19 protein-coding genes are annotated in these 24,169 nt (G+C 35.4%); 2 read left to right on the top strand and 17 right to left on the bottom strand.

Annotated features, from left to right (window positions below):
• Positions 1-46: 46 nt before the first annotated feature.
• Entirely contained in the window at positions 47-898 is an 852-nt protein-coding gene (locus DNG35_RS07525) for a diacylglycerol kinase family protein (protein WP_111127466.1), read from the bottom strand.
• A 69-nt stretch (positions 899-967) separates the two neighbouring features.
• On the opposite strand from DNG35_RS07525, the gene DNG35_RS07520 reads away from it, so the two are divergent.
• The gene (locus tag DNG35_RS07520; protein ID WP_111127464.1) at positions 968-1,933 is read left to right on the top strand and encodes an App1 family protein; all 966 of its coding nucleotides are present in this window, start codon (positions 968-970) and stop codon (positions 1,931-1,933) included.
• 43 nt (positions 1,934-1,976) lie between these two features.
• Here the strand turns inward: DNG35_RS07520 and DNG35_RS07515 are convergent, their stop codons facing one another.
• The 13 genes from DNG35_RS07515 to DNG35_RS07455 form a co-directional block, all read right to left on the bottom strand.
• A complete protein-coding gene (locus DNG35_RS07515) occupies positions 1,977-2,261 on the bottom strand; it encodes a YtxH domain-containing protein (protein WP_111127488.1) in 285 nt (94 codons plus the stop codon).
• Positions 2,262-2,379: 118 nt separating this feature from the next.
• Positions 2,380-3,726, bottom strand: coding sequence for a M28 family metallopeptidase (locus DNG35_RS07510; RefSeq protein ID WP_111127463.1), 1,347 nt, complete (start codon positions 3,724-3,726; stop codon positions 2,380-2,382).
• 5 nt (positions 3,727-3,731) lie between these two features.
• Positions 3,732-5,465 carry a mechanosensitive ion channel family protein gene (locus tag DNG35_RS07505; protein ID WP_111127461.1) on the bottom strand — a complete coding sequence of 578 codons (1,734 nt, stop codon included), beginning with the start codon at positions 5,463-5,465 and terminating at the stop codon, positions 3,732-3,734.
• A gap of 124 nt (positions 5,466-5,589) precedes the next feature.
• Positions 5,590-7,401: an acyl-CoA dehydrogenase family protein gene (locus DNG35_RS07500; protein WP_111127460.1), complete on the bottom strand. Its 1,812-nt coding sequence runs from the start codon at positions 7,399-7,401 to the stop codon at positions 5,590-5,592.
• Between the two features lie 16 nt (positions 7,402-7,417).
• A complete protein-coding gene (locus DNG35_RS07495) occupies positions 7,418-8,605 on the bottom strand; it encodes an acetyl-CoA C-acyltransferase (protein WP_111127458.1) in 1,188 nt (395 codons plus the stop codon).
• 41 nt (positions 8,606-8,646) lie between these two features.
• On the bottom strand, positions 8,647-8,994 hold the full coding sequence (locus tag DNG35_RS07490) for a four helix bundle protein (RefSeq protein WP_111127457.1): 348 nt from the start codon (positions 8,992-8,994) through the stop codon (positions 8,647-8,649).
• A gap of 49 nt (positions 8,995-9,043) precedes the next feature.
• Complete coding sequence (locus DNG35_RS07485; RefSeq protein WP_111127456.1) at positions 9,044-11,452, bottom strand: 3-hydroxyacyl-CoA dehydrogenase/enoyl-CoA hydratase family protein; 2,409 nt, start codon at positions 11,450-11,452, stop codon at positions 9,044-9,046.
• 8 nt (positions 11,453-11,460) lie between these two features.
• Positions 11,461-11,898, bottom strand: a complete 438-nt coding sequence (locus DNG35_RS07480) for a MarR family winged helix-turn-helix transcriptional regulator (protein WP_111127454.1) — start codon at positions 11,896-11,898, stop codon at positions 11,461-11,463.
• Positions 11,899-11,985: 87 nt separating this feature from the next.
• Positions 11,986-13,422 carry a BspA family leucine-rich repeat surface protein gene (locus DNG35_RS07475; protein ID WP_111127453.1) on the bottom strand — a complete coding sequence of 479 codons (1,437 nt, stop codon included), beginning with the start codon at positions 13,420-13,422 and terminating at the stop codon, positions 11,986-11,988.
• A gap of 113 nt (positions 13,423-13,535) precedes the next feature.
• Positions 13,536-15,314 (bottom strand): long-chain fatty acid--CoA ligase, encoded by a 1,779-nt coding sequence (locus DNG35_RS07470; protein WP_111127452.1) that lies wholly within the window; start codon positions 15,312-15,314, stop codon positions 13,536-13,538.
• A gap of 89 nt (positions 15,315-15,403) precedes the next feature.
• A complete protein-coding gene (purL, locus tag DNG35_RS07465; RefSeq protein ID WP_111127450.1) occupies positions 15,404-19,069 on the bottom strand; it encodes a phosphoribosylformylglycinamidine synthase in 3,666 nt (1,221 codons plus the stop codon).
• A 102-nt stretch (positions 19,070-19,171) separates the two neighbouring features.
• On the bottom strand, positions 19,172-20,269 hold the full coding sequence (locus DNG35_RS07460; protein WP_111127449.1) for an endonuclease: 1,098 nt from the start codon (positions 20,267-20,269) through the stop codon (positions 19,172-19,174).
• 1 nt (position 20,270) lies between these two features.
• A complete protein-coding gene (locus tag DNG35_RS07455; protein ID WP_111127448.1) occupies positions 20,271-21,482 on the bottom strand; it encodes an RsmB/NOP family class I SAM-dependent RNA methyltransferase in 1,212 nt (403 codons plus the stop codon).
• A gap of 71 nt (positions 21,483-21,553) precedes the next feature.
• On the opposite strand from DNG35_RS07455, the gene DNG35_RS07450 reads away from it, so the two are divergent.
• Positions 21,554-22,636, top strand: a complete 1,083-nt coding sequence (locus tag DNG35_RS07450; RefSeq protein WP_111127446.1) for an oxidoreductase — start codon at positions 21,554-21,556, stop codon at positions 22,634-22,636.
• Here the strand turns inward: DNG35_RS07450 and DNG35_RS07445 are convergent.
• Genes DNG35_RS07445 through DNG35_RS07435 form a run of 3 tightly spaced genes read right to left on the bottom strand, consistent with a single transcriptional unit; the run spans position 22,633 to position 24,168 of the window.
• Positions 22,633-23,079, bottom strand: a complete 447-nt coding sequence (locus DNG35_RS07445) for a sensor of ECF-type sigma factor (RefSeq protein WP_111127445.1) — start codon at positions 23,077-23,079, stop codon at positions 22,633-22,635. The genes DNG35_RS07450 and DNG35_RS07445 overlap by 4 nt on opposite strands.
• 3 nt (positions 23,080-23,082) lie before the next feature.
• Positions 23,083-23,586, bottom strand: coding sequence for a hypothetical protein (locus tag DNG35_RS07440; RefSeq protein ID WP_111127444.1), 504 nt, complete (start codon positions 23,584-23,586; stop codon positions 23,083-23,085).
• Between the two features lie 18 nt (positions 23,587-23,604).
• On the bottom strand, positions 23,605-24,168 hold the full coding sequence (locus tag DNG35_RS07435; RefSeq protein WP_111127442.1) for an RNA polymerase sigma factor: 564 nt from the start codon (positions 24,166-24,168) through the stop codon (positions 23,605-23,607).
• Between the last annotated feature and the right edge of the window lies 1 nt (position 24,169).

The raw sequence follows: 24,169 nt of genomic DNA, 5'->3' as shown, positions 1-24,169 counted from the left end.
AAAAGTAAAAAGTTATTTAGTCTTAGTGAATTGTTTTTATAAAACCTTAACAAAAAACGGTGAGACGATTTGGTAAAATCTCGGCATTAATTTCGTTAGTGCTCTCTAAATATTCGCCATCTATCTGAAAATCAATTTTTTTTACTGTCTTGATTTTTACTTTTTTTGAAGGAATAATCTCAAGAAATTCGGGAGAGATTTCTGCTTCTTCGTCTAATGTTTTTAAAATCTCAATAACGTCTAAGCTCTTGAAAATGAGTAGTTCAAAAATACCATCGTCTATTTTTCCGTTTTTATTAACGATGGCTCCGGTACCAAATTTTCTACTGTTAGCAATCGCCAACATAATTCCGTAACGGTGAATTTCTTTCTCGTCTGTGATGATTGTAAAATTAAAAGCCCCTTGATTTTTAAATAACGTTGGAATGGTTTTTAGGGCATAACCTAATTTTCCTCTAACTTTTCCGTTTTGGTATTCTTTTATCAATTCGGCATTCAAGCCTAAATCACTAATGTGTAGGCAAAGCTCATCGTTGATGTTGATTGCATCAATTGTTCGTTTGTTTTCGCCAAGAGCGATATTGATGTATGCTTCTTCTTCTAGCGGAATATTGAGATCGGTAGCTAAACCGTTGGCAGAACCTAAAGGAATAATGCCAATAGGAATTTGATGGGAATCCATCGATTCGGCAACCAATTTTATAGTTCCGTCACCACCAGCCACCAAAATTCTTTCGTAATCGTTTTGTTCTAGCTGTTGACTAATTTTTTTACAGTCTTCTTCACCAGAAGTTTTAAAAATATCTATTTCTTTATCGGTTTTAGATTTTACCAAATCGATGAGGTGATCTTTATCTTCGTCACCACTAATAGGGTTGATTACCATTAAAATTTTCATAAGAATAGCTTATTTGTTTTGAAAATTATCTTTTTTTGACGAATTTGAGTGTTATACTTTTTATAAAAAATGAGTTTCGATATCAAGATTTACCGAGGTTATGCCAATGAACGAAAAATACTAATTCTCGGTCATGTATTTAAAAAGAATGCCCCCGATGTTTTTAAGTTAGACAAACCCTGGTACAAGCACATCTGGCAAGTCATTAGGATGTTTCGGATAAAAACCGAAAATAAAGCAGTGATTGTTTTTCGGTATAAAGATCTGGAAGTGCAAAGTAAAACCTTGGATGATGGGCATTTTAGATTGATGATTCCTTATAAAAATATAGACATTGATGCGGGTTGGCATCAATTTGAAATAGAAGTAAAATTAGATGGTGAAATAAAAACAGAAACAGGAGAATTTGTAAAACCCTATCCTGGAGAATACGGTATTATTTCTGATATAGACGATACTTTTTTAGTGTCACATTCAAAAAGTTTTTTTAAAAAACTTTATGTAATGCTTACGCGAAATGTTAATAAGCGAAAGGTTTTTGAAAATGTGGTGGAGCATTACCGATTTCTAAATAGCTTAGGCAGAAAAGATAATGATACCAATAATGCTTTTTTCTATGTAAGTAGCAGTGAGTGGAATTTGTATAATTTTATTGTGGAGTTTACTAAAATTCATAATTTTCCTAAAGCTGTTTTACAACTAAAAACCATCAAATCGGGACTTCGAGATTTTATTGCCACTGGTCGAGGTGATCACCAACATAAATATTATAAGATAAGACATATTGTCGAATTTTATCCAGAGCTTAGATTTGTGCTTTTGGGTGACGACTCACAACAGGATCCTTACATATATCAAGATATTTCTATAATTTTTCCGAATAATATCAGTACGGTTTATATCAGACAAACCAGAAAACACCCATTAAAAAAAGTAAATCAAATTATTAAAAACCTTGATGGTTTAGGCGTAAAAACTTGCTATTTTAGAAATAGTGAAGAAGCCATTAAGCACTCTAGAGAAAATTTGGGATAAAAAAAACCGCTATAAATAGCGGCTAATTATTTGGTGCTTAAGATTAAGCTAACTCGTCGTGTAATTTTGCTTTGCCATTGTGAGCAAGCTCTTCAATTTTTGTGTCAGCCATAGCTGCATCTTTTTTTGCTTTTAAAGCTTCAATTTTGTTTTCGATAGAACTTTTCGCACGATTTATTCTTTCTTTTGCGTTGTCGGCATAATCGTTAGTGGTATCTACAATTTGCTTTCTGGTATCAGCCCCTTTTTTTGGTGCGAATAAAATTCCTGCGATTGCTCCTAGAACTGCTCCTGAAGCGATTCCTGCTAATAAATTTCCTTTTTTCATTTTCATTGTTTTTTTAGTATTAATTTTCAATAAAAATAAACAATAAGTTAGTGATTATAAAGCTGCTAACGTTAATCTTGATTTAAATTTTACAGCTGAATTCTTAAGGTTTTAACAGTTAAAAAACAGAAGAGGGAAAGCTCACTAAACTTTCGTAACCATTTTTTCCGACAGCAACCACACCAAAGTAAAAATTATCGATAACAACACCATCTAAAGTGAATTCTGAAACATTTCCAACATACCTAGAATAATCCCAAGTAGGAGAAGTGGTTTTACGCCAATAAATTTTGTAACCCAAAATATTAGGATTTTTAGATTTTACCCATTTTAATTTGGCTGAAGGTTCTACAACACCTCCAATAGAAACATTTTTAGGAGCCTCTGGAGCCCACGCCAAACTTGCTAAAGTTATAGCATTTACAGCTGTGATTTTTTTTGCATATTCAAAATTAACACCTTCTATGACATCGCCATATTTAATTCCGTTTTCTGTTCTAACATCTTGATGTTGTCTATTGTAGTTTTCATGAGCCTCCATAATTCTAACACCTGCAAAACCTAAGTCGTTAAAAGGTTTGTGATGCCCACCGCGACCAAATCTATCTAATCGATATATCATCATCGGGTTCATTTCGGGCATAATGTTTTTTGTAGTTGAGTAAATATAACGAGCTAATTGTCTAGAAATTCCATCTACTTCACCACCATAATATCGTCGCATAGTTCTTTCTCTTTCAGTTTCTGTAGGAGGAACAGGTTCAGAAAATATTCTAAAGCTTCTGTTATCAATAACACCATCCACACCTTCAATATTACCAATCATATCGTTATTGAGGACACCAATTATATTCCAATTATTTTTCTGAGCATATTCAGCTAAGCCTTTGCCTCCAAAAAGACCTTGCTCTTCCCCTGAAAGACCAACATATACAATGCTATTTTCGAAATCATACTTAGAAAGAACTCGTGCAGCTTCGATAGTTCCAGCCATTCCGCTTGCATTGTCGTTTGCACCTGGCGCATCGATTGTAAAATTTGTGGTGTTACTTGCTCTAGAATCTATATCACCACTCATAATAATATAATTGTTTGGGAAGCGAGTTCCTTTCTGTATCGCTACTACATTTACAATTTTAGCATTATGTGGAATTCTATTTCCGTCTTCTGGTGTAACTGTAATCGATTGATAGAAAACATCTAGACAATTGTTACAGTTTGCAGCAATTTGCTCAAACTCTGCTTTTATCCACCTTCGAGCAGCTCCAATCCCTCGAGTTCTAGAGGTAGTGTCGCTAAAAGTGTTTCGAGTACCAAAACCAGCTAGTTTCCTAACATCGCTTTCAATTCTTTTGCTGGACACTTCATCAACAATTTTATAAAGATTTGTTTGTTGTTGTGAATAATTCTTATTCGTTAACAAAAAGAATAATACCACAATACAAGTGTAAAATTTATTCTTCATGATTTTTAATTATTTTCCTGAATTTTTGCTCTGACAGTTGGTAAATGGATTCCTTCCTCAAGTTCGCAAATATATGCTACCATTTTTTCGCGTAAGATACAGTGTAAATCCCAAGTATGTGTAGCATCTTTTGAGCTACATAAAGCTCTGATTTTGATGGTTTTTTCGGTTACATCTACTACTTGTAATATCGGGTCGTTTTCACCATCCCAGAGATCTTCAGCCTCTACTAACTCTTTAAATTTTTGTCTTAGCTTTTTTACATCGATGCGATAATCGGCATGTAAAAAGATAGAGCGTATTTGGTGTGGACTTGTCATCGACCAGTTTTCAAAAACATTAGAAATTAGATATTGCAGAGGAACAACTAATCGACGTAAGTCCCAAGTTCGCACAACCATATAGGTAAACTTAATATCTTCGACATAACCCCAATCATCATCTACAATAATAGTGTCTCCAATTTTTGCCGGTCTTGTCATCGCAATCTGTATTCCCGCGATAATATTTCCTAGAGTGTTTTGAGCCGCGATTCCTAAAATTACGGTAGCTAATCCAGCGGAAGCTAAAAGCGAAATACCTAGTTTTTCAAAAGATTCAAACTGTGATAAAATTACAATAATACCAATAATAGTAACGATGAAAGTAGTAATTCTTCGAGCGACAGAAATATAAGTGAGTTTCATTCTCGCTTCATCGTTTCCCTCGGGATTGGTATCACCAATATTTTCTTCGATGGTGTGAATAAGTAAATAGTCGATAAGTCGCATCACAAACCAAGTGATCGAAGCAATAACTGCAATAAGAATTGTCGTGTAGAGCGCCACTGCAAATTTTCCTGTAAAGGAAATAAGTTCGTTGAGTAAAATATAGAAAAACAATATTCCTATAGCAATTCCTGCAGGTTTGGCAAGCTTTTTAGCAAAATTAGTCACCCATTTTTTTTCTGAATTTCGTGTTGTACGATTGATGATAAAGTTGGTCAATCTACCTATAACAAATGCTAGAAAAAGTAAAACGAGTGTACCAAAAATCTTCCAAGCGGGTACATTTAGAATGTCAAAACTTGCCCAACTGGGTATCATTAAGTCTAGTTTTCGAGGACCATAGATTTCGTAAAGCTCCTCTATATTTTCGACCGTATTTGAAGAAATCAACCAAATAGGCCCTTCGTTTTGGTACTTAATTCGCTGTAAGCGAAACTCTATATCGCGGCCATCTACCGTAATAACCCCAAAAGTGATGCTTTTTCTTGGTTTTCCGGCGACACTTTGGTTGGTTGTTGTCGTAATATCTACTTGCCCGTCTGGTCTATCAGAAATATCATGCCAATCGATTTTAATGCGTTGGTTGAGTACAAAATATAGCTTCTCCGCTAAAGTGGAAATTTCTTCACTTGTGATATCATCAGGCAATAAATTAACATTAAGTGCGTAGGCTGCATTTTCAAAATTATTGTTCCGTGACTGAATGATAAAATGCTCTAAGGTTGCTTGTGGTGTTTGTAAATTGATTTGATTTGGTGGAAAACCTAAAGCTTTGTTCAGGCGATTGACGATGTAATATGCCTCGTTATATTCTTTAAGAGGATTTTCTTTGAATTCATCGCTTAGCGTATCAATCACTCTTTTCTTTGTAGGAAGTTTTTGCTCTTTCTTTGGTATAGAATCTTGTTGAAATCCGTATGAATTTGAAAATAAAAAGCATAAAAGAAGAATTGAAAGAATATGGTTTTTCATAACGGCTTATTTGAGGTTAAATTACATTTTTCTCTTCAATTTAGAAAACTTGAAGACTATAAATGAAAAGCTCCACGAAAGTGGAGCTCTTCAAACAACTAAACTTAATCAAACTACGTGTCGCTTAGTAAACAAAACCATTTTCGGCGATTAGTTTTTTAGCAATTGTATTTCTGAGCTCAACTACATTAGGAAGATTTTGATATTTTGTAAATCGCTTTAAACCTAAAAGCATCATACGTTGCTCATCACCACTGGCAAAAGAAACAATACCTTCTTTTGCTTTCTGGTTGATTGTGTCAACTGCGTGGTATAAATATAATTTTGCCATAGCGATTTGCTCTTTTTGAGCTTCCTCACCAAATCGCTTTACATTTTTTTCTGTTCTTAAAATGGTCGATTCAGACATATAAATTTCAAGTAAAATATCTGCAGCAGCTAATAAGAGTTGCTGGTGTTCTTCTAGCTCAGGACCATACTTTTGTACTGCACTTCCAGCCACCATCAAAAAGACTTTTTTCAGCTTTTTAATCATATCTTTTTCCTCAGAAAGTGGTTCTGAATAATCTGGTGTTTCAAATGAAGGAATTCCTGTGAGTTCATCGGCTACTTTTGTAGCAGGACCAAGTAAATCTACATGACCTTTCATTGCTTTTTTCACGAGCATTCCTACAGAAAGCATACGGTTTATTTCGTTTGTACCTTCGTATATTCTAGAAATTCTAGCGTCTCTCCAAGCAGCTTCCATAGGTGTATCTGCAGAGAAACCCATTCCTCCAAAAATTTGTATTCCTTCATCACTACAATTTTGAATATCTTCTGAACAAGCTACTTTAAGAAGCGAACATTCAATAGCATATTCTTCAACACTTTTTAATTCTGCTTCGGCATGTGAGTTGCCTTCTTCAAGTCGAATTGTGATACGATCTTCAATATTTTTTGCAGCTCTGTACGAAGCTGACTCTCCTGCATAAGCAGAAGTAGCCATTTCGGCTAATTTTGATTTAATTGCACCAAAACTAGAAATAGGTTGTTTAAATTGAACCCTGTCGTTTGCATATTTTACAGAACCGTCAATCACTCTACGTTGTGCATCTAAGCAAGCTGCAGCTAATTTTATTCTACCTACGTTTAAGGCATTCATAGCAATTTTAAATCCGTTTCCTCTTTCAGAGAGCATATTTTCAACAGGTACTTTTGTTTCATTAAAAAATACTTGTCGAGTAGAAGAGGAGTGGATACCTAATTTTTTTTCTTCTTCTCCAAAGGTGATACCATTTGGGTTTTCTTTGTCAAATTCTACAATAAAACCAGTTATGTTTTTATCATCTTCAATTCTTGCAAAAACAATAAATATGCTTGCAAAGCCTGCGTTAGAAATCCACATTTTTTGTCCAGAAATATGGTAATGTTTTCCGTCGTCAGACAAAACTGCTTTAGTTTTCCCTGAATTGGCATCACTTCCTGCTCCAGGTTCTGTAAGGCAATATGCTCCGAATTTTTTTCCAGTAGCTAAATCTGGTACGTATTTGGCTTTTTGTTCATCAGTACCATACAGTACAATCGGCATTGTTCCGATACCTGTATGGGCTCCAAAAGCAGTAGCAATAGAGCCTGTCGCTCCAGAAATATAATCACAAACAAGCATAGTAGAGACAAAGCCCATACCAAGACCTTCGTATTTTTCTGGTACAGCAACGCCTAGAAAGCCAAGCTCTGCAGCTTTTTTCATGATTTCTTCGGTGAGTTCGTAATCTTTATGTTCGATACGTTCTTTATGAGGCCATATTTCACGGTCTACAAATTCTTGTACCGTTTCTTTCATCATTTTTTGCTCTTCATTGAAATCTTCTGGAGTAAAAATGTCTTCACAGGCAGTTTCTTTGACTAAAAATTGCCCGCCTCTTAATAAATTTTCTTTGTCTTGAGTTTCCATTGTTTAACTTTATTTTTTAATATACTTCGTAAACACCCGCAGCACCTTGTCCTGTTCCTACACACATGGTTACCATAGCATATTTATTATTTAGTTTTCTTTTTTTCATTTCATCAAAAATTTGAACGGATAATTTTGCTCCTGTGCAACCTAAAGGATGCCCTAATGAGATTGCACCACCATTTACATTTAGTTTTTCTTTGTCTAAATCTAATTCTCTAATTACAGCTAATGATTGTGAAGCAAAAGCTTCGTTAAGCTCTATCAATTCAATATCTTTTTGTTGTAAACCAGCTTGTTTTATAGCTTTTGGTATAGCTTTTACAGGTCCAATTCCCATAATTTTAGGTTCAACACCAACGGCTGTAAAACTAACTAGTCGTGCGATGGGTTCTAAGTTTAGTTCTTTTACCATTTTCTCACTCATTACCATTACAAAAGCAGCTCCATCACTGGTTTGTGAAGAGTTTCCTGCGGTGACACTTCCGCCTTGAGCAAAAACGGGTCTTAGTCTTGCTAAAGCATCTAGAGATGTATCTGCTCTTGGCCCTTCATCTTGGTTTACAGTATAATTTCTAGTTTGCTTTTTACCATTTTCAAAATAGATTTCTTCTATATCAATAGGGACAATCTGGTCTTTAAATCTATTTTCTGCTTGAGCTTTTAAAGCTTTTTGATGCGATTGAAATGCAAACTCGTCTTGATCTTCTCGGGTAACTTTATACTTATTGGCAACAGCTTCAGCTGTTAAACCCATTCCCCAATAATAATCTTCTTTACCTTCTTTTGCTAAATCATAATTGGGTGCTGGTTTATAACCTCCCATTGGGATGTAGCTCATACTTTCTGCACCGCCAGCAATAATACAATCTGCCATTCCGCTTTGTATTTTTGCACTGGCAATAGCAATAGTTTCTAACCCAGAGGCACAATATCTGTTTACGGTCATTCCGGCAACATCTACAGTGTTAAGACCCATAAGTGAGATAAGCCGCCCAACATTTAGTCCTTGTTCTGCTTCTGGCATTGCATTACCAACGATGACATCATCTATTCTAGATTTGTCAAATTCTGGCAACTCGTTCATCATATAATTAATCGTTTCTGCTGCTAAATCGTCTGGACGTTTGAATCGAAATACACCACGTGATGATTTCCCTACTGCAGTTCTGTATGCTTTTACGATATATGCTGTTTTGTTCATTTTTATGTGTTTGTATATTGTTTTTTGTATAATGTATATAGTTATAAAGTAGATTGTAATTTGATAATCATATTTTGGATATGCTGTAATTCACTTTCAATGTCTTTGAATTGAGCTTCTTCCATATAACTTTGTTGTAAAGCAATGATTAATTGAGTTTCTAACTCAAAGGAAGATCCTAAGGCAATCCCCAAAAACTTATTAAAATCTTTATTAGTATTTCTTCCGCAACCTTCAGCAATATTTGAAGGGATGGATACTGCAGATCTTCTAATTTGTGAAGTTAAAGTATAGATTTCTTCTTTTGGAAATCGTTGGCTACTATCATAAATGCTATTTGCTAAAGCAATAGATTTTTGCCACACCTTTAAATCTCTAAAATAATTCATTATACAATCTACATTTATACAGTTAATGATACTTTCTATTTTTCACCTCTTAATTTCTAAGTGGCTTACCTTTCTTTAACATATGCTGTAAGCGTTCTAGTGTTTTTCTTTCGCCTGTGAGTGATAAAAACGCTTCTCTTTCTAGGTCTAGCAAATATTGTTCACTTACTAGGGTGTTTGGCATAGAGATATCTCCACCAGCCATAACATATGCTAGTTTGTTTGCAATTTTTTTATCGTGTTCACTAATGTATTTACCAGCATACATTTGATCTGTTCCAACATAAAATGCACCTAATGCTTGTTGACCAAGAACTTTTATGTCTTGTCTTTGCTGAGGTTTTGTATAGCCGTTCTCGGCCATGAGTTGTGCATGTTTTTGTGCAATAGTGAGCTGTCTCTCTTTGTTTATAACCACAATATCTTTGCCTTTTTGAAGGATGTTTGTATGGTAGGCTTCATAGGCAGAAGTAGATACTTTTGCCATTCCTATTGCTAAAAAGTTTTCTCTAAGACGGTTGAGTTGAACATCATCTTTTTCATAAGTATCTGATGCACGAAGCGTCATTTCTTTTGAGCCGCCTCCGCCAGGAATTACTCCGACTCCAAACTCAACTAAACCTATGTAGCTTTCTGCATGTGCAACTACTTTATCGGCGTGAAGCGAAAGTTCGCAACCACCACCTAAAGTCATATTATGAGGACAGGCAACTGTAGGTATTGATGAATATCGCATACGCATCATGGTGTCTTGAAAATACTTGATAGCCATATTCAATTCGTCGTATTCTTGTTCTACGGCAAGCATAAAAATCATCCCGATATTTGCTCCTACAGAAAAGTTTTTACCATTGTTTGAAACTACTAAGCCTTGATATTCTTTTTCTGCAAGGTCTATTGCTTTATTGAGACCTCCTAAAACATCACCACCGATAGAATTCATTTTACTGGTGAATTCTACATTTAATATGCCGTCGCCTAAATCTTGTACGTTTACACCACTATTCGAAAAAACTTCGTTGCTTTTACGTATGTTGTCTAAAATTATAAAGGCGTCTTGACCAGGTATAATTTCGTGTTTTTTAGATTGTTGATTATAGTAATATTTGTTTCCGTCTTTGATGGAGTAAAAAGATTCTTGCCCTGCATTTATCATTTCATTAACCCATTCCGCGACAGCTAAATTTTCTTGCTCAACAAGCTCTATTCCTTTTTTTATACCAACAGCATCCCATATCTGAAAAGGCCCGTGTTCCCAACCAAAACCAGCTCGCATAGCATCGTCTATCTTATATAAATCGTCTGCTATTTCTGGGATTCTGTGAGAAGCGTAGGCAAAAAGAGCAGCAAAACTTTTGCGGTAAAATTCGCCTGCTTTGTCTTTCCCATTTATTAGTACTTCAAATCGGTCTGCAACATTATCGATGGTTTTTGTAAGTTCTAAAGTAGGGAAGTTGGTTTTTCCTTGCTTTTTATATTCTAATGTTTCTAAGTCTAATGATAAAATATTGCTGTTTCCTTCTTTATCTTTTACTTTTTTATAAAAACCTTGACCTGTTTTACTACCAAGCCACTTATTATCCATCATTTTTTGGATGTAGTCTGGAATTTTAAAAAGTTCATGCCTTTCATCTTTTGGTACATTTTCATATAAACCATTAGCAACGTGTACCAATGTATCTAAACCTACAACATCTACTGTTCTAAAAGTTGCAGATTTTTGACGACCTATAACAGGACCTGTAAGTTTGTCTACTTCTTCTACAGATAGTCCCATTTTTTTTACGGTATGAAATAGGCTCATAATGCTAAAAATACCAACTCGGTTACCAATAAAAGCTGGTGTGTCTTTAGCAATGACAGATTTTTTTCCTAAGTGTTTTTCACCATACTCTTTAAGAAAATCTATTACTTCTGGTTTTGTATTTGGTCCAGGAATTATTTCGAATAATTGTAAATATCTTGCTGGATTAAAAAAGTGGGTTCCACAGAAGTGTTGTTGGAAATCTTCACTTCTACCTTCATTCATAAACTTTATTGGAATTCCTGAAGTATTAGTTGTGATAAGTGTGCCAGGTGTTCTGTGTTTCTCTAAATTTTCAAAGACTTGCTTTTTTATATCAAGTCGTTCGATTACAACTTCTATAATCCAGTCAACGTCTTTTACCTTGGCAATATCGTCTTCAAGATTTCCGGTAGTGATTCTATTTACAAAGCTTTTGTCGTAAATAGGAGAAGGTGAAGATTTGATTGCACTTTGCAGTGAATCGTTTACAATTCTATTTCTCACTATCGGGTTATCTAGCGTAAGCCCTTTGTTTTTTTCTTTCTCATTAAGTTCTCTAGGAACTATGTCTAGCAATAAAACTTCTACGCCAACATTTGCAAAATGACAAGCGATACCGCTACCCATTATTCCTGAACCTATGACTGCTACCTTATTTATTTTTCTATTCATTGTATTGTTTACTTTTTGAATATTTTTTTATTATTTACAATGTCTAAAATGGCTTCGGCCACTTTTTTAAAAGTTTTGATTTCTTCTTTTGTCACTTCATCATGAATGGCTTCATCAAAAGTTAAGACTACGTTTTTAGAGAAATCTCGCATTTCTTTCCCAAAGGAAGTAAGCTGTATCAAAACACTTCTACCATCTTCGGGGTTTTGCTTACGGCAAATAAGCCCTTTGTCTTCCATGTTTTTTAGCGTGCGTGACAAACTTGTGGCTTCCATGCCCATTTTTGGTCCCAAAGAAGTTGATGGTGTACCTGTTTCTGGATCGATATTGAGCAATGCAAACCCAATTGCCATCGTGCTTCCTTTTTTGCTGGCCTCTTCGTTATACATCTTTGCTACTGCTATCCATGTGGCTCTCAAGATGTAATCTAAAGTTTTTTCTTTCATTGATTGTTAAGCTATGTTCAAATATATGAAAAATATATTATGCGCGCATAGCAATTGATTGAAAATTTATAAATAAACCAAGAAGGCTTAATTTTTAACAATAGGGTAGGTTTTTTGAGTTTCTTGTGTTCGAAGTTGTAAAAAGTATAGACCACTGTGAAATTCGCTTATATCGATTTTATCGACATAAGGAAAAGTTTTTATTCTTTGTCCGATGGTGTTGTAAAGCAAAATTTCTTCTATATGTATGTTTTGTAAGTCAAGGTGTATCATTCCCATGGTTGGGTTTGGAGTAGGGGTAAAGGCATCTAAAATACTTTCCTCGGCAGAAACATTGCAATTTTGAGCAAGTTCATCGTTAGTAATGGACCAGTTGAGGTTGTTTGTGAGAAAGTCTCTAGAGGTAATATCACAGTATTTCAAATTTTTAGCAATCATTGTTTTATTGGTATATCCAAATGTAGTAAGGTGAGCCAATAATTTGTCATAATTATCTACATCTAAACCGCTGCTGTAAAACATCTCATGGAAATTTACATTTGGATGGAAGTTCCAGGAAGAAAGATCTTGATTGAAATCTTGTGCATTAAAAAATATGCTAAACATGGTTGAAACATTAGAAACATCCCAATTATCTAGAGGTTGGTTAAAAGGACTTTGAGCAAACATAAGATCCATATCGGAGACATTAGAGACATCCCAACTATTCAGAGATTGATTAAAATCAGATGATTGAAACATAAACCCCATATTGGTAACACTAGACACATTCCAATTATCAATAGGGGAATTAAAGCTGGAAAAACCAAACATTTTTTCCATAGTAGTAACAGTAGAAACGTCCCAATTATCAAGTGGTTGATTAAAGCTAAAAGTGCTTACAAACATCCATTTCATATTGTTTACATTGGAAACATCCCAACTACCTAGAGGTTGATTAAAAGAATTTGCAGAAGCAAAGGTATAAGCCATTTTTGTAACATTAGAAACATCCCAACTATCTAATGGCTGGTTGAAGGAGCTTGCACCATTAAAAAGGCTATTCATATTGGTTATTGTGGAAACATCCCAATGATTGATAGGTTGATTTAAGCTGGTGCATAAACTAAACATTCCTGACATATCAGTAACCTGACTTAAATCTGGAGCATCGGTAGCATTTATTACTAAATTAATACAACCATTAAAAGCGGCTTGCATAGACTGCCATTGTATATTGCCCCATTGTTCAATGCTCATGATTTTTTTTGAGTTGGCTACACCTTGAAAATTTATTCTAGGAAAATTACCAGAAATGCTTACGGTATAAGTTCCATTCTGGTTATAGGTATGTGAAACATCCCCTTGTTGGTTGTTCAGTATTGTTCCGTCTCCAAAATTTACCGTATAATTATAACCACTGCCATTTGTAGGAATAGTGATACTGAGGTCTGATGAAGTTACTTGCCAAGTGGTGATAAACTCATTTTGTGCTTGAAGCGTAATTCCTGAAAAAAATAAAACAAATAGGTAGAGATATTTCATAGGCTGGATTTTAGTTTTTCTAAAGATACATCATATTGTTTTGTTTTTCAATTATTTAATAAAAAGAAAGCCTTGTTTTAACAAGGCTTTCTTTTTATAAGTGAGTATTACCGCTACTGAAATCTGTAGATATTATCATAAATATCTTTGTACTTTTCAAGGATGATTTTTCGTTTCATTTTCATGGTTGGTGTAAGGTGGCCTTCTTCAACCGACCAAACATCAGGAGTTAACTCAAATTTTTTAATTTTTTCCCACTTTCCGAATTTCTCGTTGTAAAAATCAACCTCTTGCTGAATTCTATCCTTGACGGAAGTATTATTTACATAATCTCTGGGCGAATTCCCAATATCTATTTTTTTACGTTTAGCCCAATCCTCTACAAACTCAAAGTTAGGTTGAATAATAGCTGCAGGCATTTTCTCGCCTTCACCAATAACCATTACCTGCTCTATAAAGCGTGATTGTTTTAACGTATTTTCTATGATTTGAGGTGCGATATATTTACCGCCAGAAGTTTTAAACATTTCTTTTTTACGATCGGTTATTTTTAAGAAACCATCGTTATCTACTTCGCCGATATCACCCGTATGAAAATAACCATCGTAAAGTACTTCTTTGGTTTTTTCTTCGTCTTTGTAGTAGCCTTGCATCACTTGTGGTCCCGCGATTAGTATTTCGCCATCTTCAGCAATTTTCACTTCAGTTTCTGGTATAGCACGACCAACCGTACCTATTTTAAAACCTCTATCTCTTACATCATTTACCGAAATTACAGGAGAGGTTTCCGTAAGTCCGTAACCTTCCATCACTTTGATTCCTGCGGCATTAAAAATACGTGCTAACCTTGGTTGTAAAGCGGCACTTCCGGAAGCGATTATTTCTAAATTTCCGCCGAGAGCTTCTTTCCATTTGCTGAAAATAAGTTTTCGTGCCAACTTAAGTTTGGTCTCGTACCACCATCCATTTTGTTCGTAGGGTTCGTATTCTAAACCTAAATCTACCGCCCAGAAAAATAACTTTTTCTTAATACCCGTCAAATCTGTTCCTTTGGCAATAATTTTGTCATACACTTTTTCGAGAAGTCTAGGAACAGCTGTCATTACTTCTGGTTTTACCTCTTTTAGGTTATCGCTTATGGTTTCTAACGATTCTGCAAAATAGATAGAAATACCGTTGAGTTGGTACATATATAAAAGCATGCGCTCAAAAATGTGACAAACAGGTAAAAAACTCAGCGCCTTACTATTGCCATATTCTACAGGAAACCTTGAAGAACTATGGACTGCATTACTTACAATATTTTTGTGTGAAAGCATCACTCCTTTTGGTTTTCCGGTTGTTCCAGAGGTGTAAATAAGTGTTGCGATATCGGTTTCTTTGATGTTTTTTTTACGATCTTCAACCACATCTTGGTTAGCAGTATCTTTTCCTGATTCTAAAAGTTCTTCCCAGTTTTTTGCTCTAGAAATTTTATCGAACGTATATACTTCTTGTAAGCTCGGAACTTGGTTTTTGATACGACTAACCTTGTCTAAAACCTCCTTGTCGGAAACAAAGCAATATTTTGCTTCGCTATGGTTAAGCACATAAGCATATTCTTCTTCAGAAATCGAAGGGTAAATCGGTACATCTTGAGCTCCAGTTTGCAAAATGCCAATATCTACAATGTTCCATTCGGTGCGGTTATTGGTAGAAATAATAGCAATTTTGTCATTGGGCTGTACACCCATTTTTACCAAAGCCCTACTTATTTTGTTAGCTTTGTCTATATATTCTTCGGTACTTGTAGCTACCCAATTTCCATCATATTTGGTTACTAAAGCATCCTTTAAGTTGAATTTTTCTAATTGGTGATAGGGTATATCGAAGAGTCGTTTTACAGGTTCCATAAATAAAAAGGAGTTATAATTATGATAAATATAAAAATAACTCCTTTATAATTCTAAATTTTTTTGCTTTCGTGAAATAAAATAACCGATTAGCTATTTTTTTCTAACCATTTTCTAGCATTTAAACAGGCTTCTATCCACGGACTTACTTCGTCTGTTTTTCTCTCTTTTGGATAATAAGCCCAATTCCAAGGGAAAGTAGAACGCTCTAAGTGTGGCATCATCACCAAATGTCTTCCCGAGTCGTCGGTCAAGATAGCAGTATTATAATCAGAACCGTTGGGATTGGCAGGATAAGTATCATAACCATATTTACCAACGATATTGTATTTTTCTTCACCGTAAGGAAAACTAAACTTTCCTTCACCATGAGCAGACCAGATTCCTAATTTACTTCCTGCCAAACTCGATAGCATTACCGAGTTGTTGGGTTGTATTTCCACAGAAGTGAAAGTACATTCAAATTTATGCGAATCGTTGTGCAACATTTTTGGCTTTTCAGCGTGATCTTGATTGATTAAGCCAAGTTCGATAAATAATTGGCAACCGTTACAAACGCCCAGCGAAAGTGTGTCTTTTCTTTCGAAGAAATTTTTCAAGGCTTTGTTAGCCTTTTGGTTGTATAAAAAAGCTCCGGCCCAACCTTTGGCACTTCCTAAAACATCTGAGTTAGAGAAACCACCTACGGCTGCAATCATTCGAATGTCTTCTAAAGTTTCACGACCAGAAATTAAATCGGTCATGTGCACGTCTTTTACCTCAAAACCTGCAAGATGTAATGCACGGGCCATTTCACGTTCAGAGTTTGAACCTTTCTCTCGAATAATCGCCACTTTTATTTTTTCGTCCGAGTAAACAGGAAGTTTTCCCGTAAAATTCTCAGGAAATTGATATTGAAGCGGTTGGTTTTTATAATTGTCAAAACGCTCCTTCGCTTTCACTTTTCCGCTTTGTTTCTGGTCTAACAAATAAGAAGTTTCAAACCACGCATCACGGTATTCCGGAATATCAAACGATAGATTTTCTTCGCCAAAAGCAATCGTTAATTTTTCTGAAGTGTTTGCCTTTCCTATTTTATGGAAGTTGATGTTATTTTCGCTTAAAGCGGATTCTAATGCGTTATCATCAGCAGCTTGGAAAACAATTCCGATATTTTCGCTAAATAATAAATGCTCTAAACTTTTAGATTGAATAGAAGATAAATCAAGGTTTGCACCTAGATTTTTATTGGCAAAACACATCTCAAGTAAGTTTGTAATCAAACCACCTGAACCGATGTCGTGACCTGCTACGATTTGATCGTTTTTAATTAAATCCTGAATCACATCAAAAGTCTTGGCAAACTGCTTATCATCTTGAATGCTTGGTGTTTCTTTTCCAATTTTATTTAAAATCTGTGCAAAAGAAGAACCTCCCAATTTGAAATCATCTTGTGATAAATTGATGTAATAAATAGAACCTTCATTAGGCTGTAAAACAGGTTCTATTACTTTTTTGATATCATTACAATGACCTGCAGCCGAAACAATCACCGTTCCTGGGGAAAGTACTTCTTTGTCTTTGTATTTTTGTTTCATAGACAACGAATCTTTTCCTGTTGGAACATTGATCCCTAAATTGATGGCAAAATCAGAAAGTCCTTTTACAGCTTTATATAATCTTGCGTCTTCACCTTTGTTGTTACAAGGCCACATCCAATTGGCAGAAAGCGTGACCGATTTCAATCCGTTTTCTAGCGGAGCCCAAATAATGTTGGTTAATGATTCTGCCACTGAGTTTTTAGAACCCGCCACAGGATCGATCAATGCTGAAATAGGAGCGTGACCAATAGCGGTTGCGACACCTTGTTTGCTGTTGTAGTCTAAAGCAGCAACACCAACGTTATTTAAAGGAATTTGCAATTCGCCTACACATTGTTGTTTGGCAATTCTACCCGATACACAACGGTCTACTTTATTGGTCAACCAGTCTTTACAAGCTACGGCTTCTAATTGTAAAACTTGCTTGGTGTAATTGTATATTTTTCCTTTTTCAAAAGAAATGTCATCATAATTTGCTTCGACGGTCACATCGTTCATCACTGTTTTTGGTGAACTTCCGAACATGTCGCCTAAAGCTAAATTCATTGGAGTTTGTTGTGATTTCTTACCTGAAATAGTAAATCGCTCATCATTGGTCACCTCACCAACTTCGTACATGGGTGAACGTTCTCGTTCTGCAATTTTCTTTAAAGTATCAATATCTTTTTTGCCAATCACCAATCCCATTCGTTCTTGCGATTCGTTACCAATAATTTCTTTTGCCGAGAGAGTTGGGTCTCCCACAGGAAGTTGATCTAAATCGATATTTCCGCCTGTTTCTTCAACCAATTCACTAAGGCAGTTAAGATGTCCGCCAGCTCCGTGATCGTGAATAGAAACAATTGTATTTTCTTCACTTTCTACCATTCCGCGAATAGCGTTGGCTGCTCTTTTCTGCATTTCTGGGTTAGAACGTTGGATGGCGTTCAGTTCTATTCCGCTGCTAAATTCACCAGTATCGGCAGAAGAAACGGCTGCTCCACCCATTCCGATACGGTAATTCTCACCTCCTAGAATCACAATTTTATCATCTTTTTCGGGTGTGTCTTTCAAAGATTGATTTTCTTTTCCGTAACCAATACCACCAGCGAGCATAATCACTTTGTCATAACCTAGGTTTTTGTTGCCCTCTTGGTGCTCAAACGTCAAAACAGAACCGGTAATAAGTGGTTGCCCAAACTTATTTCCGAAATCTGAGGCTCCATTAGAAGCTTTAATAAGAATATCCAATGGTGTTTGGTAAAGCCACGCTCTTAGTTCGATATTTTTCTCCCAAGGTTTCTCTTCGTTCAAACGACTATATGCCGTCATATAAACTGCTGTTCCTGCTAACGGTAAGGAGCCTTTTCCACCCGCCAAACGATCTCTGATTTCTCCGCCTGTTCCAGTTGCGGCACCGTTAAAGGGTTCTACGGTGGTTGGGAAATTATGGGTTTCCGCTTTAAGCGAAATCACACTATCGAAATCTGTATTTTGGTAAAACTCTGGAACATCAGCTCTTTTAGGAGCAAATTGCTCTACCCGCGGACCTTTAACAAAAGCCACGTTATCTTTATATGCCGAAACAATCGTGTTTGGGTTTTCTTGAGAAGTTTTCTTGATTAGTTTGAATAGGGAAGAGGGTTGCTCTTCGCCATCGATGATAAACGTACCGTTGAAAATTTTATGACGACAATGCTCTGAGTTGACTTGCGAAAAACCGAAAACTTCAGAATCAGTCAGTTTTCTACCTATTTTTTTAGAAAGTTTTTCGAGATAGGTTACTTCTTCTGTACTCAACGCCAATCCTTCTTGTTCGTTGTAGGCTTGAATATCGTCTATTTCTTTGATGGTATCCGGTTGAATATCAATCTTAAAAATATCTTGATGTAAACCTTGATATTTCTGAGAAATCATGGGGTCAAACTCGACTTCAAGTTTGTCTTCTGGAGTAAATTCTTCTATTCTGATGATGCCTTCGACACCCATATTTTGGGTGATTTCCACCGCATTGGTACTCCAAGGTGTAATCATAGCGGCTCTTGGGCCAACAAAATTCTCTGAAATTTCTGATTTTTCTATCTGTTCTGCGTTTCCGAAAAGCCAGTTGAGTTTTTTAATTTCGTCTTGAGCTAAGCTTTTACTGATTTGAACAGCATAAATTTTTTGTGAAGGATGACCAAAAAATAGAATCATAAGTGGGTTGTTTGTATTGTGCTTTTTGAAAATGCAAATTTACTTCTTTCTGGTTAATTTACCATATAAAAGTAGTGACAAAAACAACTTGAATTTATGATTTTATGGGATGATGAGCTTTTGGATAAAACTTTGGTTTTGAGTATTTATTTTAATAAAATATATTCCCGAATTCAAGTTGTTTAATCTGATTTTATTGTTGCTTTTTGAGAAGTTTTTCTGCATCATTTTCTTTCCGTTTAAAGCGAAAATCTGCACCTCAAAACCAGATTGGTATGGTGTGTTGATAAAAACTTCGTTGTTGATGATTGGGTTTGGGTAAATGCTAAATTGCTCTCTTTTGTTTGTTGGGACCGATATAAAGCTTTCCCAAACATCTTCTACCCATTCTGGATGATCGACATACGGATTTCTATTTCCTTGAAAAAGGTAAGCTTCGTTATTGCGGTCGATTTCTTTTTGAGAAACAGGATCATCAATGTGCCACTCGATCAACATACTCAACATCCAATCTTCAAAAACCTGATCAGAACTTCCGTTAAGGGTATTTTGGCTTCCATCGTTTTCACCTTCCCAACTGCCAATCTCGTTTTCGTAGCGGGTTGCCATATAAAAATAAGCTCTGGCAATATCGCCTTTAAATTCGTCTATCGGTTCAAAAACTTCACCGTTATAAGTAGTCGGATAATTATAAACGTTATTCCCTTTTTTTGAACCGTTGTTAGAGGTATAACTGGCATTATTTACTTCCCCAAAAGGTAAATGCCCACGATGACCATTTACGTAACCATCTGTTGGAACCACATGGTGAATATCGGTTTTCATTGGTAGATTTTCGTTGAACCAACTTTGCGGCATCAAATGCTCACGGTTGTAACAGTCACCTTCGCTGTTGTAGTTTCCGCATTGATCGTTGTTTCCTGGTGTATATTCATAAGGATCGTTTCCTGTAGGGTTTTCAGAATAGATATCGAGAATGGTACCGTCATTTTCGTAATAATTATCGATATCTGAGGTATAATAGGCATTCCATAAATCGCCATATGATTGTGTGTTATGTCCATTGGTAATAATATTTTTCAATTCGGTTTTTAGGGCATAACCTGTTTTACCTTGAACCGAGTTGTAATAACCTGTTGGTGCTTGTGCACAAGCTATCAGAGTGGTAAAAACTAATAGTAAACTAGCGAAATATTTCATCTTATTTTTTTGATAATCGGGCCATATAAAACCCGTCGAAACCTGATTTATGACTTAGTATTATTTTTTCTTCTTCGAGTGTAAATTCTTTTCCTTCTGGGGAATTTAAAAAAGTCTGTACTTGTTTTTGGTTTTCAGATGGTAGAATAGAGCAAGTTGCATAAACCATTTTTCCGGTAGACTTGACTATTTTAGAATAATTTTGAAGGATATCTAGTTGTGTTTGCTTGATTTCTTCGATAAATTCTGGTTGCAGTTTCCATTTAGCGTCTGGATTTCTACTCAAAACACCCAGACCAGAACAAGGTGCGTCTATCAACACACGGTCTGCTTTTCCGTAAAGCTTTTTAATTACTTTATTATTTTCGATAAATCGCGTTTCGATATTATGAGCACCAGCTCTTTTTGCTCTACGTTTGAGTTCTTTGAGCTTATTCTCGTAGATATCCAGCGAAATAACCTGCCCTTTGTTTTTCATTAAAGCAGCAATGTGTAGTGACTTTCCACCAGCTCCAGCACAAGTGTCAACCACTTTCATGCCTGGTTCTACTTGTAAAAAAGGAGCTACCAATTGTGAAGAAGCATCTTGCACTTCAAACATTCCGTCTTTAAAGGCTTTGGTAGAAAAAACATTGGTTCTTTCTTCTAAAATCAAAGCGTCTGGATAGTTTTTATGAGGTTGCGTCACAATATCTTCGTGCAATAAAGCCGTTCGCAAGTCTTTTACATTGGTTTTTAAAGTGTTTACTCTTAAAATTACCTGAGCTGTCTGATTGAGTGCAGCTATTTCTTTTTCCCATGTTTTTTCACTCAGTTCTTTTATACCCAATTCGTCTAACCAATCGGGAATCGATTCTCGGTAAACCCTTATCTTACTTAGTTCATCAAAACGTCCTTTAATTCTACGTGTAGGTGTTCCTTCTAATTGTTTCCAATCGGGTAATTGAATACCTCGGAGTGTTGCCCAAACTGCAAAAATCCTGAATAGATCTTCTCTCGAAAAAGGTGATTTTACATCAGCAATTTTTGCATATAATCTTTTCCAACGTACGATGTCATAAACTGTTTCAGCGATAAATCCGCGGTCACGCGAACCCCATCTTTTATCTCTTTTTAAGGTTTTTGCCAGCTCTTTATCGGCATATTTATTTTCGTTAAAAATGAGATGTAACGTATCTATAGAAGCAAAAACGAGGTTTCGGTGTAATCGCATAGTAAAAAATTAGCCTACAAAGTTAAACATTTTTAAATGGGATAATGTTATATTTGAATTAAAACTAACTTATGCAAAGACTATTTACAGCGGCTTTATGTTTTGTGTTGTTGGGGTGCATCAACGTTGCTCAAAACGAAAACAGAATTAAAGAATTTGCCACTGTTAAAGTAGAAACCATTTTAGAAAGACCAGTAAGCATTAGAGCTTTGCATGTTTGTAAAGATTATATTTTTTATAGTGGAACCAATAGCGAATTTGGCTATTTAAATACTGCCGATCATTCTGTCGCTTACATCGGAGAAATCGATAATAATACCAATAATATAGATTTTAGGGCTTTAGCAAAAAATAAAGAAGATGATTTTATTCTTTCTGCAGGAAATCCAGCTTTGTTGTATAAAGTAAATTATTTCGGAAAACGAAAGTTGGTTTATCAAGAAGCAGGTGAAAAAGTTTTTTATGACGCAATGGCTTTTTTTGATACCCAAAACGGCATAGCAATAGGCGATCCGACAGAAAACTGTATGTCTGTGATTATTACCCAAAACGGTGGAGAAACTTGGAAAAAAGTCCCTTGTGAAAACTTAGTGCCAATTATGGATGGGGAAGCAGCTTTTGCGGCAAGTAATAGTAATATTGCCATAAAAGGTGATAAAGTTTGGTTTGCAACTGGCGGTAAGGCTTCTCGTATTTATTTTTCGGAAGATCGAGGAGAAAATTGGCAAGTATTTGAAACACCGTTTATTCATAATTCAAGTTCGACAGGAATTTACAGCATCGACTTTTACAACGATAAAATTGGAGCAGCAATTGGTGGTGATTATACCAACCCAAACGGAAAAACCAATAATAAAGCCATTACTAACGATGGTGGTAAGACGTGGCAAGTGGTAGCTAATGGTGAACTGCCAGGCTATAAAAGCAGCATTCGTTTTGTGCCCAATAGCGACGGAAGAGAAATCGTAGCTGTTGGTTTTACAGGTATCGATTATTCTTCTGATTACGGAAAAACCTGGAAAACTTTAAGTGACGAAGCTTTTTATACGATTCGATTTTTAAACGATTTTACCGCTTACGCTGCTGGAAAAGGTAGAATTGCTAAACTTACCTTTACCGAAAAAGATTTGCTGGAAACAAGCTCAGAAGATTAATTGTTCGTTTGGTCGTCTTTGTATTGTTTGATTAAAATCCGATGGAAATCGTTTTCAGCCTTTTTTAAGGCTAAAATCTTTCTGTACGAAATCACTTTTTCTAATTCTTTGACAAATTCCGCTTTAAGCTGTGCACTTTCCTTTTTGATATTGATGTATTGCTCTACCAATGTTTTAGCTGTTTTTTCATCAACATTTTCAACCGTTTCGAGACCGTTTTTTACATCACACCATTGACTGGAATATAACTCGTCATTTTTTTTCTCATACTTGTTATAAATCACCCAAAATTTTGCTGCTTCACTTTCGGTGAGATCAAGTGATTTGGTAATATGAGCAACTTTTAAGGATTTTATTTTTTCGTCGTCTTTATCGTGCATTTTTTGTGCTTGAGCAGAAAAAGCAAGTAAAAATATAAAGGAAAAATAGACAGCAATTTTCATTTTCTACGGATTTATAAGGGTTGTAAGTTCGGCATTTTGCGATAAATATTCTAAAATCGCTTCTTCATTTACTTGGTTGAGTTCGTCAGAAATATAAGTTTCATCAATCGGATAATCCAAATCCCATTCGTTACTATCGTTTTGCAACAAGTCTTTGTTCAAATAATTTTCGATGGCAAGTCCGCTTATACTTTTATTTTCAATGGAAGTGAAATGTATAGTATTTACTGCAACAAAAATTCCTATAAAAATAGCTGCAATAGCTGCTACTTTCCTGAAATGCTTATTGGTAAATAACTGCACAACTTTAGGTTGCTTTTTAGGAGTTTCAACACTAAAGTTCTCAAAATAGTTGTCTGGTACTGTAAAACCAGCTTTTTGTTGTTTTTTGTTTTCGCGGATTTTTTCTTGCATAACACCATCTATAGCAACCTTAAAGTTCGCAAAGTAGTTCTCCGGAACCTTAAAGCCGCTATGTTGTTGATGGATGTTACTTTTCTTTTTCATATCAATAGTTAGACTTTTTTAAAAATCAAAGGTTGAATGGTCTTCTAAATTATTTTTTATCTTTTGTACTGCGTGATGATAGTTAGATTTTGCAGTACCTTCGGTTACTTCTAAAATCTCAGCAATTTCTTGGTATTTTAAATCTTCAAAATACTTCATCTGAAAAACTACTTTTTGCTTTTCTGGTAAAGTGTTAATTGCTTTTTGTAAAGCAATCTGGATTGTTTTTCCTTCAAAATAAGTATCTGAAGTTAAATTTTCGATAAGACTTTCTTGTAGTTCTTCATCAGATATTTTTAGGCGTTTTGCTTTTTTTGAGAGAAAGGTAAAACTTTCGTTGGAAGCAATACGATAGAGCCAGCTGTAAAGTTTAGATTCTTCTTTAAAATTATCGATGTAACGAAAAACTTTGATAAACGTATTTTGCAAAACATCATCAGTATCGTCGTGATTTTTTACAATATTTCTGATATGCCAGTAAAGCGGCTCTTTGTATAAATTGACTAGCTCTTGAAAAGCCTTTTCTTTGTTTTTCCCTTGCTTGAGTTGTGATACAATATGTGCCTCTTCTGGAGTAAGCATT

Origin of the sequence: Mesonia sp. K7, assembly GCF_003233725.1 — a bacterium.
GTDB lineage: Bacteria > Bacteroidota > Bacteroidia > Flavobacteriales > Flavobacteriaceae > Mesonia.
Note: the sequence above shows the minus strand (reverse complement) of the source record. Positions and strands in the feature narration are given on the sequence as shown.

Coding starts and splice junctions, on each gene's coding strand:
- DNG35_RS07525 (WP_111127466.1), bottom strand. CDS start 898: ATGAAAATTTTAATGGTAATCAACCCTATTAGTGGTGACGAAGATAAA.
- DNG35_RS07520 (WP_111127464.1), top strand. CDS start 968: ATGAGTTTCGATATCAAGATTTACCGAGGTTATGCCAATGAACGAAAA.
- DNG35_RS07515 (WP_111127488.1), bottom strand. CDS start 2,261: ATGAAAAAAGGAAATTTATTAGCAGGAATCGCTTCAGGAGCAGTTCTA.
- DNG35_RS07510 (WP_111127463.1), bottom strand. CDS start 3,726: ATGAAGAATAAATTTTACACTTGTATTGTGGTATTATTCTTTTTGTTA.
- DNG35_RS07505 (WP_111127461.1), bottom strand. CDS start 5,465: ATGAAAAACCATATTCTTTCAATTCTTCTTTTATGCTTTTTATTTTCA.
- DNG35_RS07500 (WP_111127460.1), bottom strand. CDS start 7,401: ATGGAAACTCAAGACAAAGAAAATTTATTAAGAGGCGGGCAATTTTTA.
- DNG35_RS07495 (WP_111127458.1), bottom strand. CDS start 8,605: ATGAACAAAACAGCATATATCGTAAAAGCATACAGAACTGCAGTAGGG.
- DNG35_RS07490 (WP_111127457.1), bottom strand. CDS start 8,994: ATGAATTATTTTAGAGATTTAAAGGTGTGGCAAAAATCTATTGCTTTA.
- DNG35_RS07485 (WP_111127456.1), bottom strand. CDS start 11,452: ATGAATAGAAAAATAAATAAGGTAGCAGTCATAGGTTCAGGAATAATG.
- DNG35_RS07480 (WP_111127454.1), bottom strand. CDS start 11,898: ATGAAAGAAAAAACTTTAGATTACATCTTGAGAGCCACATGGATAGCA.
- DNG35_RS07475 (WP_111127453.1), bottom strand. CDS start 13,422: ATGAAATATCTCTACCTATTTGTTTTATTTTTTTCAGGAATTACGCTT.
- DNG35_RS07470 (WP_111127452.1), bottom strand. CDS start 15,314: ATGGAACCTGTAAAACGACTCTTCGATATACCCTATCACCAATTAGAA.
- purL (WP_111127450.1), bottom strand. CDS start 19,069: ATGATTCTATTTTTTGGTCATCCTTCACAAAAAATTTATGCTGTTCAA.
- DNG35_RS07460 (WP_111127449.1), bottom strand. CDS start 20,269: ATGAAATATTTCGCTAGTTTACTATTAGTTTTTACCACTCTGATAGCT.
- DNG35_RS07455 (WP_111127448.1), bottom strand. CDS start 21,482: ATGCGATTACACCGAAACCTCGTTTTTGCTTCTATAGATACGTTACAT.
- DNG35_RS07450 (WP_111127446.1), top strand. CDS start 21,554: ATGCAAAGACTATTTACAGCGGCTTTATGTTTTGTGTTGTTGGGGTGC.
- DNG35_RS07445 (WP_111127445.1), bottom strand. CDS start 23,079: ATGAAAATTGCTGTCTATTTTTCCTTTATATTTTTACTTGCTTTTTCT.
- DNG35_RS07440 (WP_111127444.1), bottom strand. CDS start 23,586: ATGAAAAAGAAAAGTAACATCCATCAACAACATAGCGGCTTTAAGGTT.
- DNG35_RS07435 (WP_111127442.1), bottom strand. CDS start 24,168: ATGCTTACTCCAGAAGAGGCACATATTGTATCACAACTCAAGCAAGGG.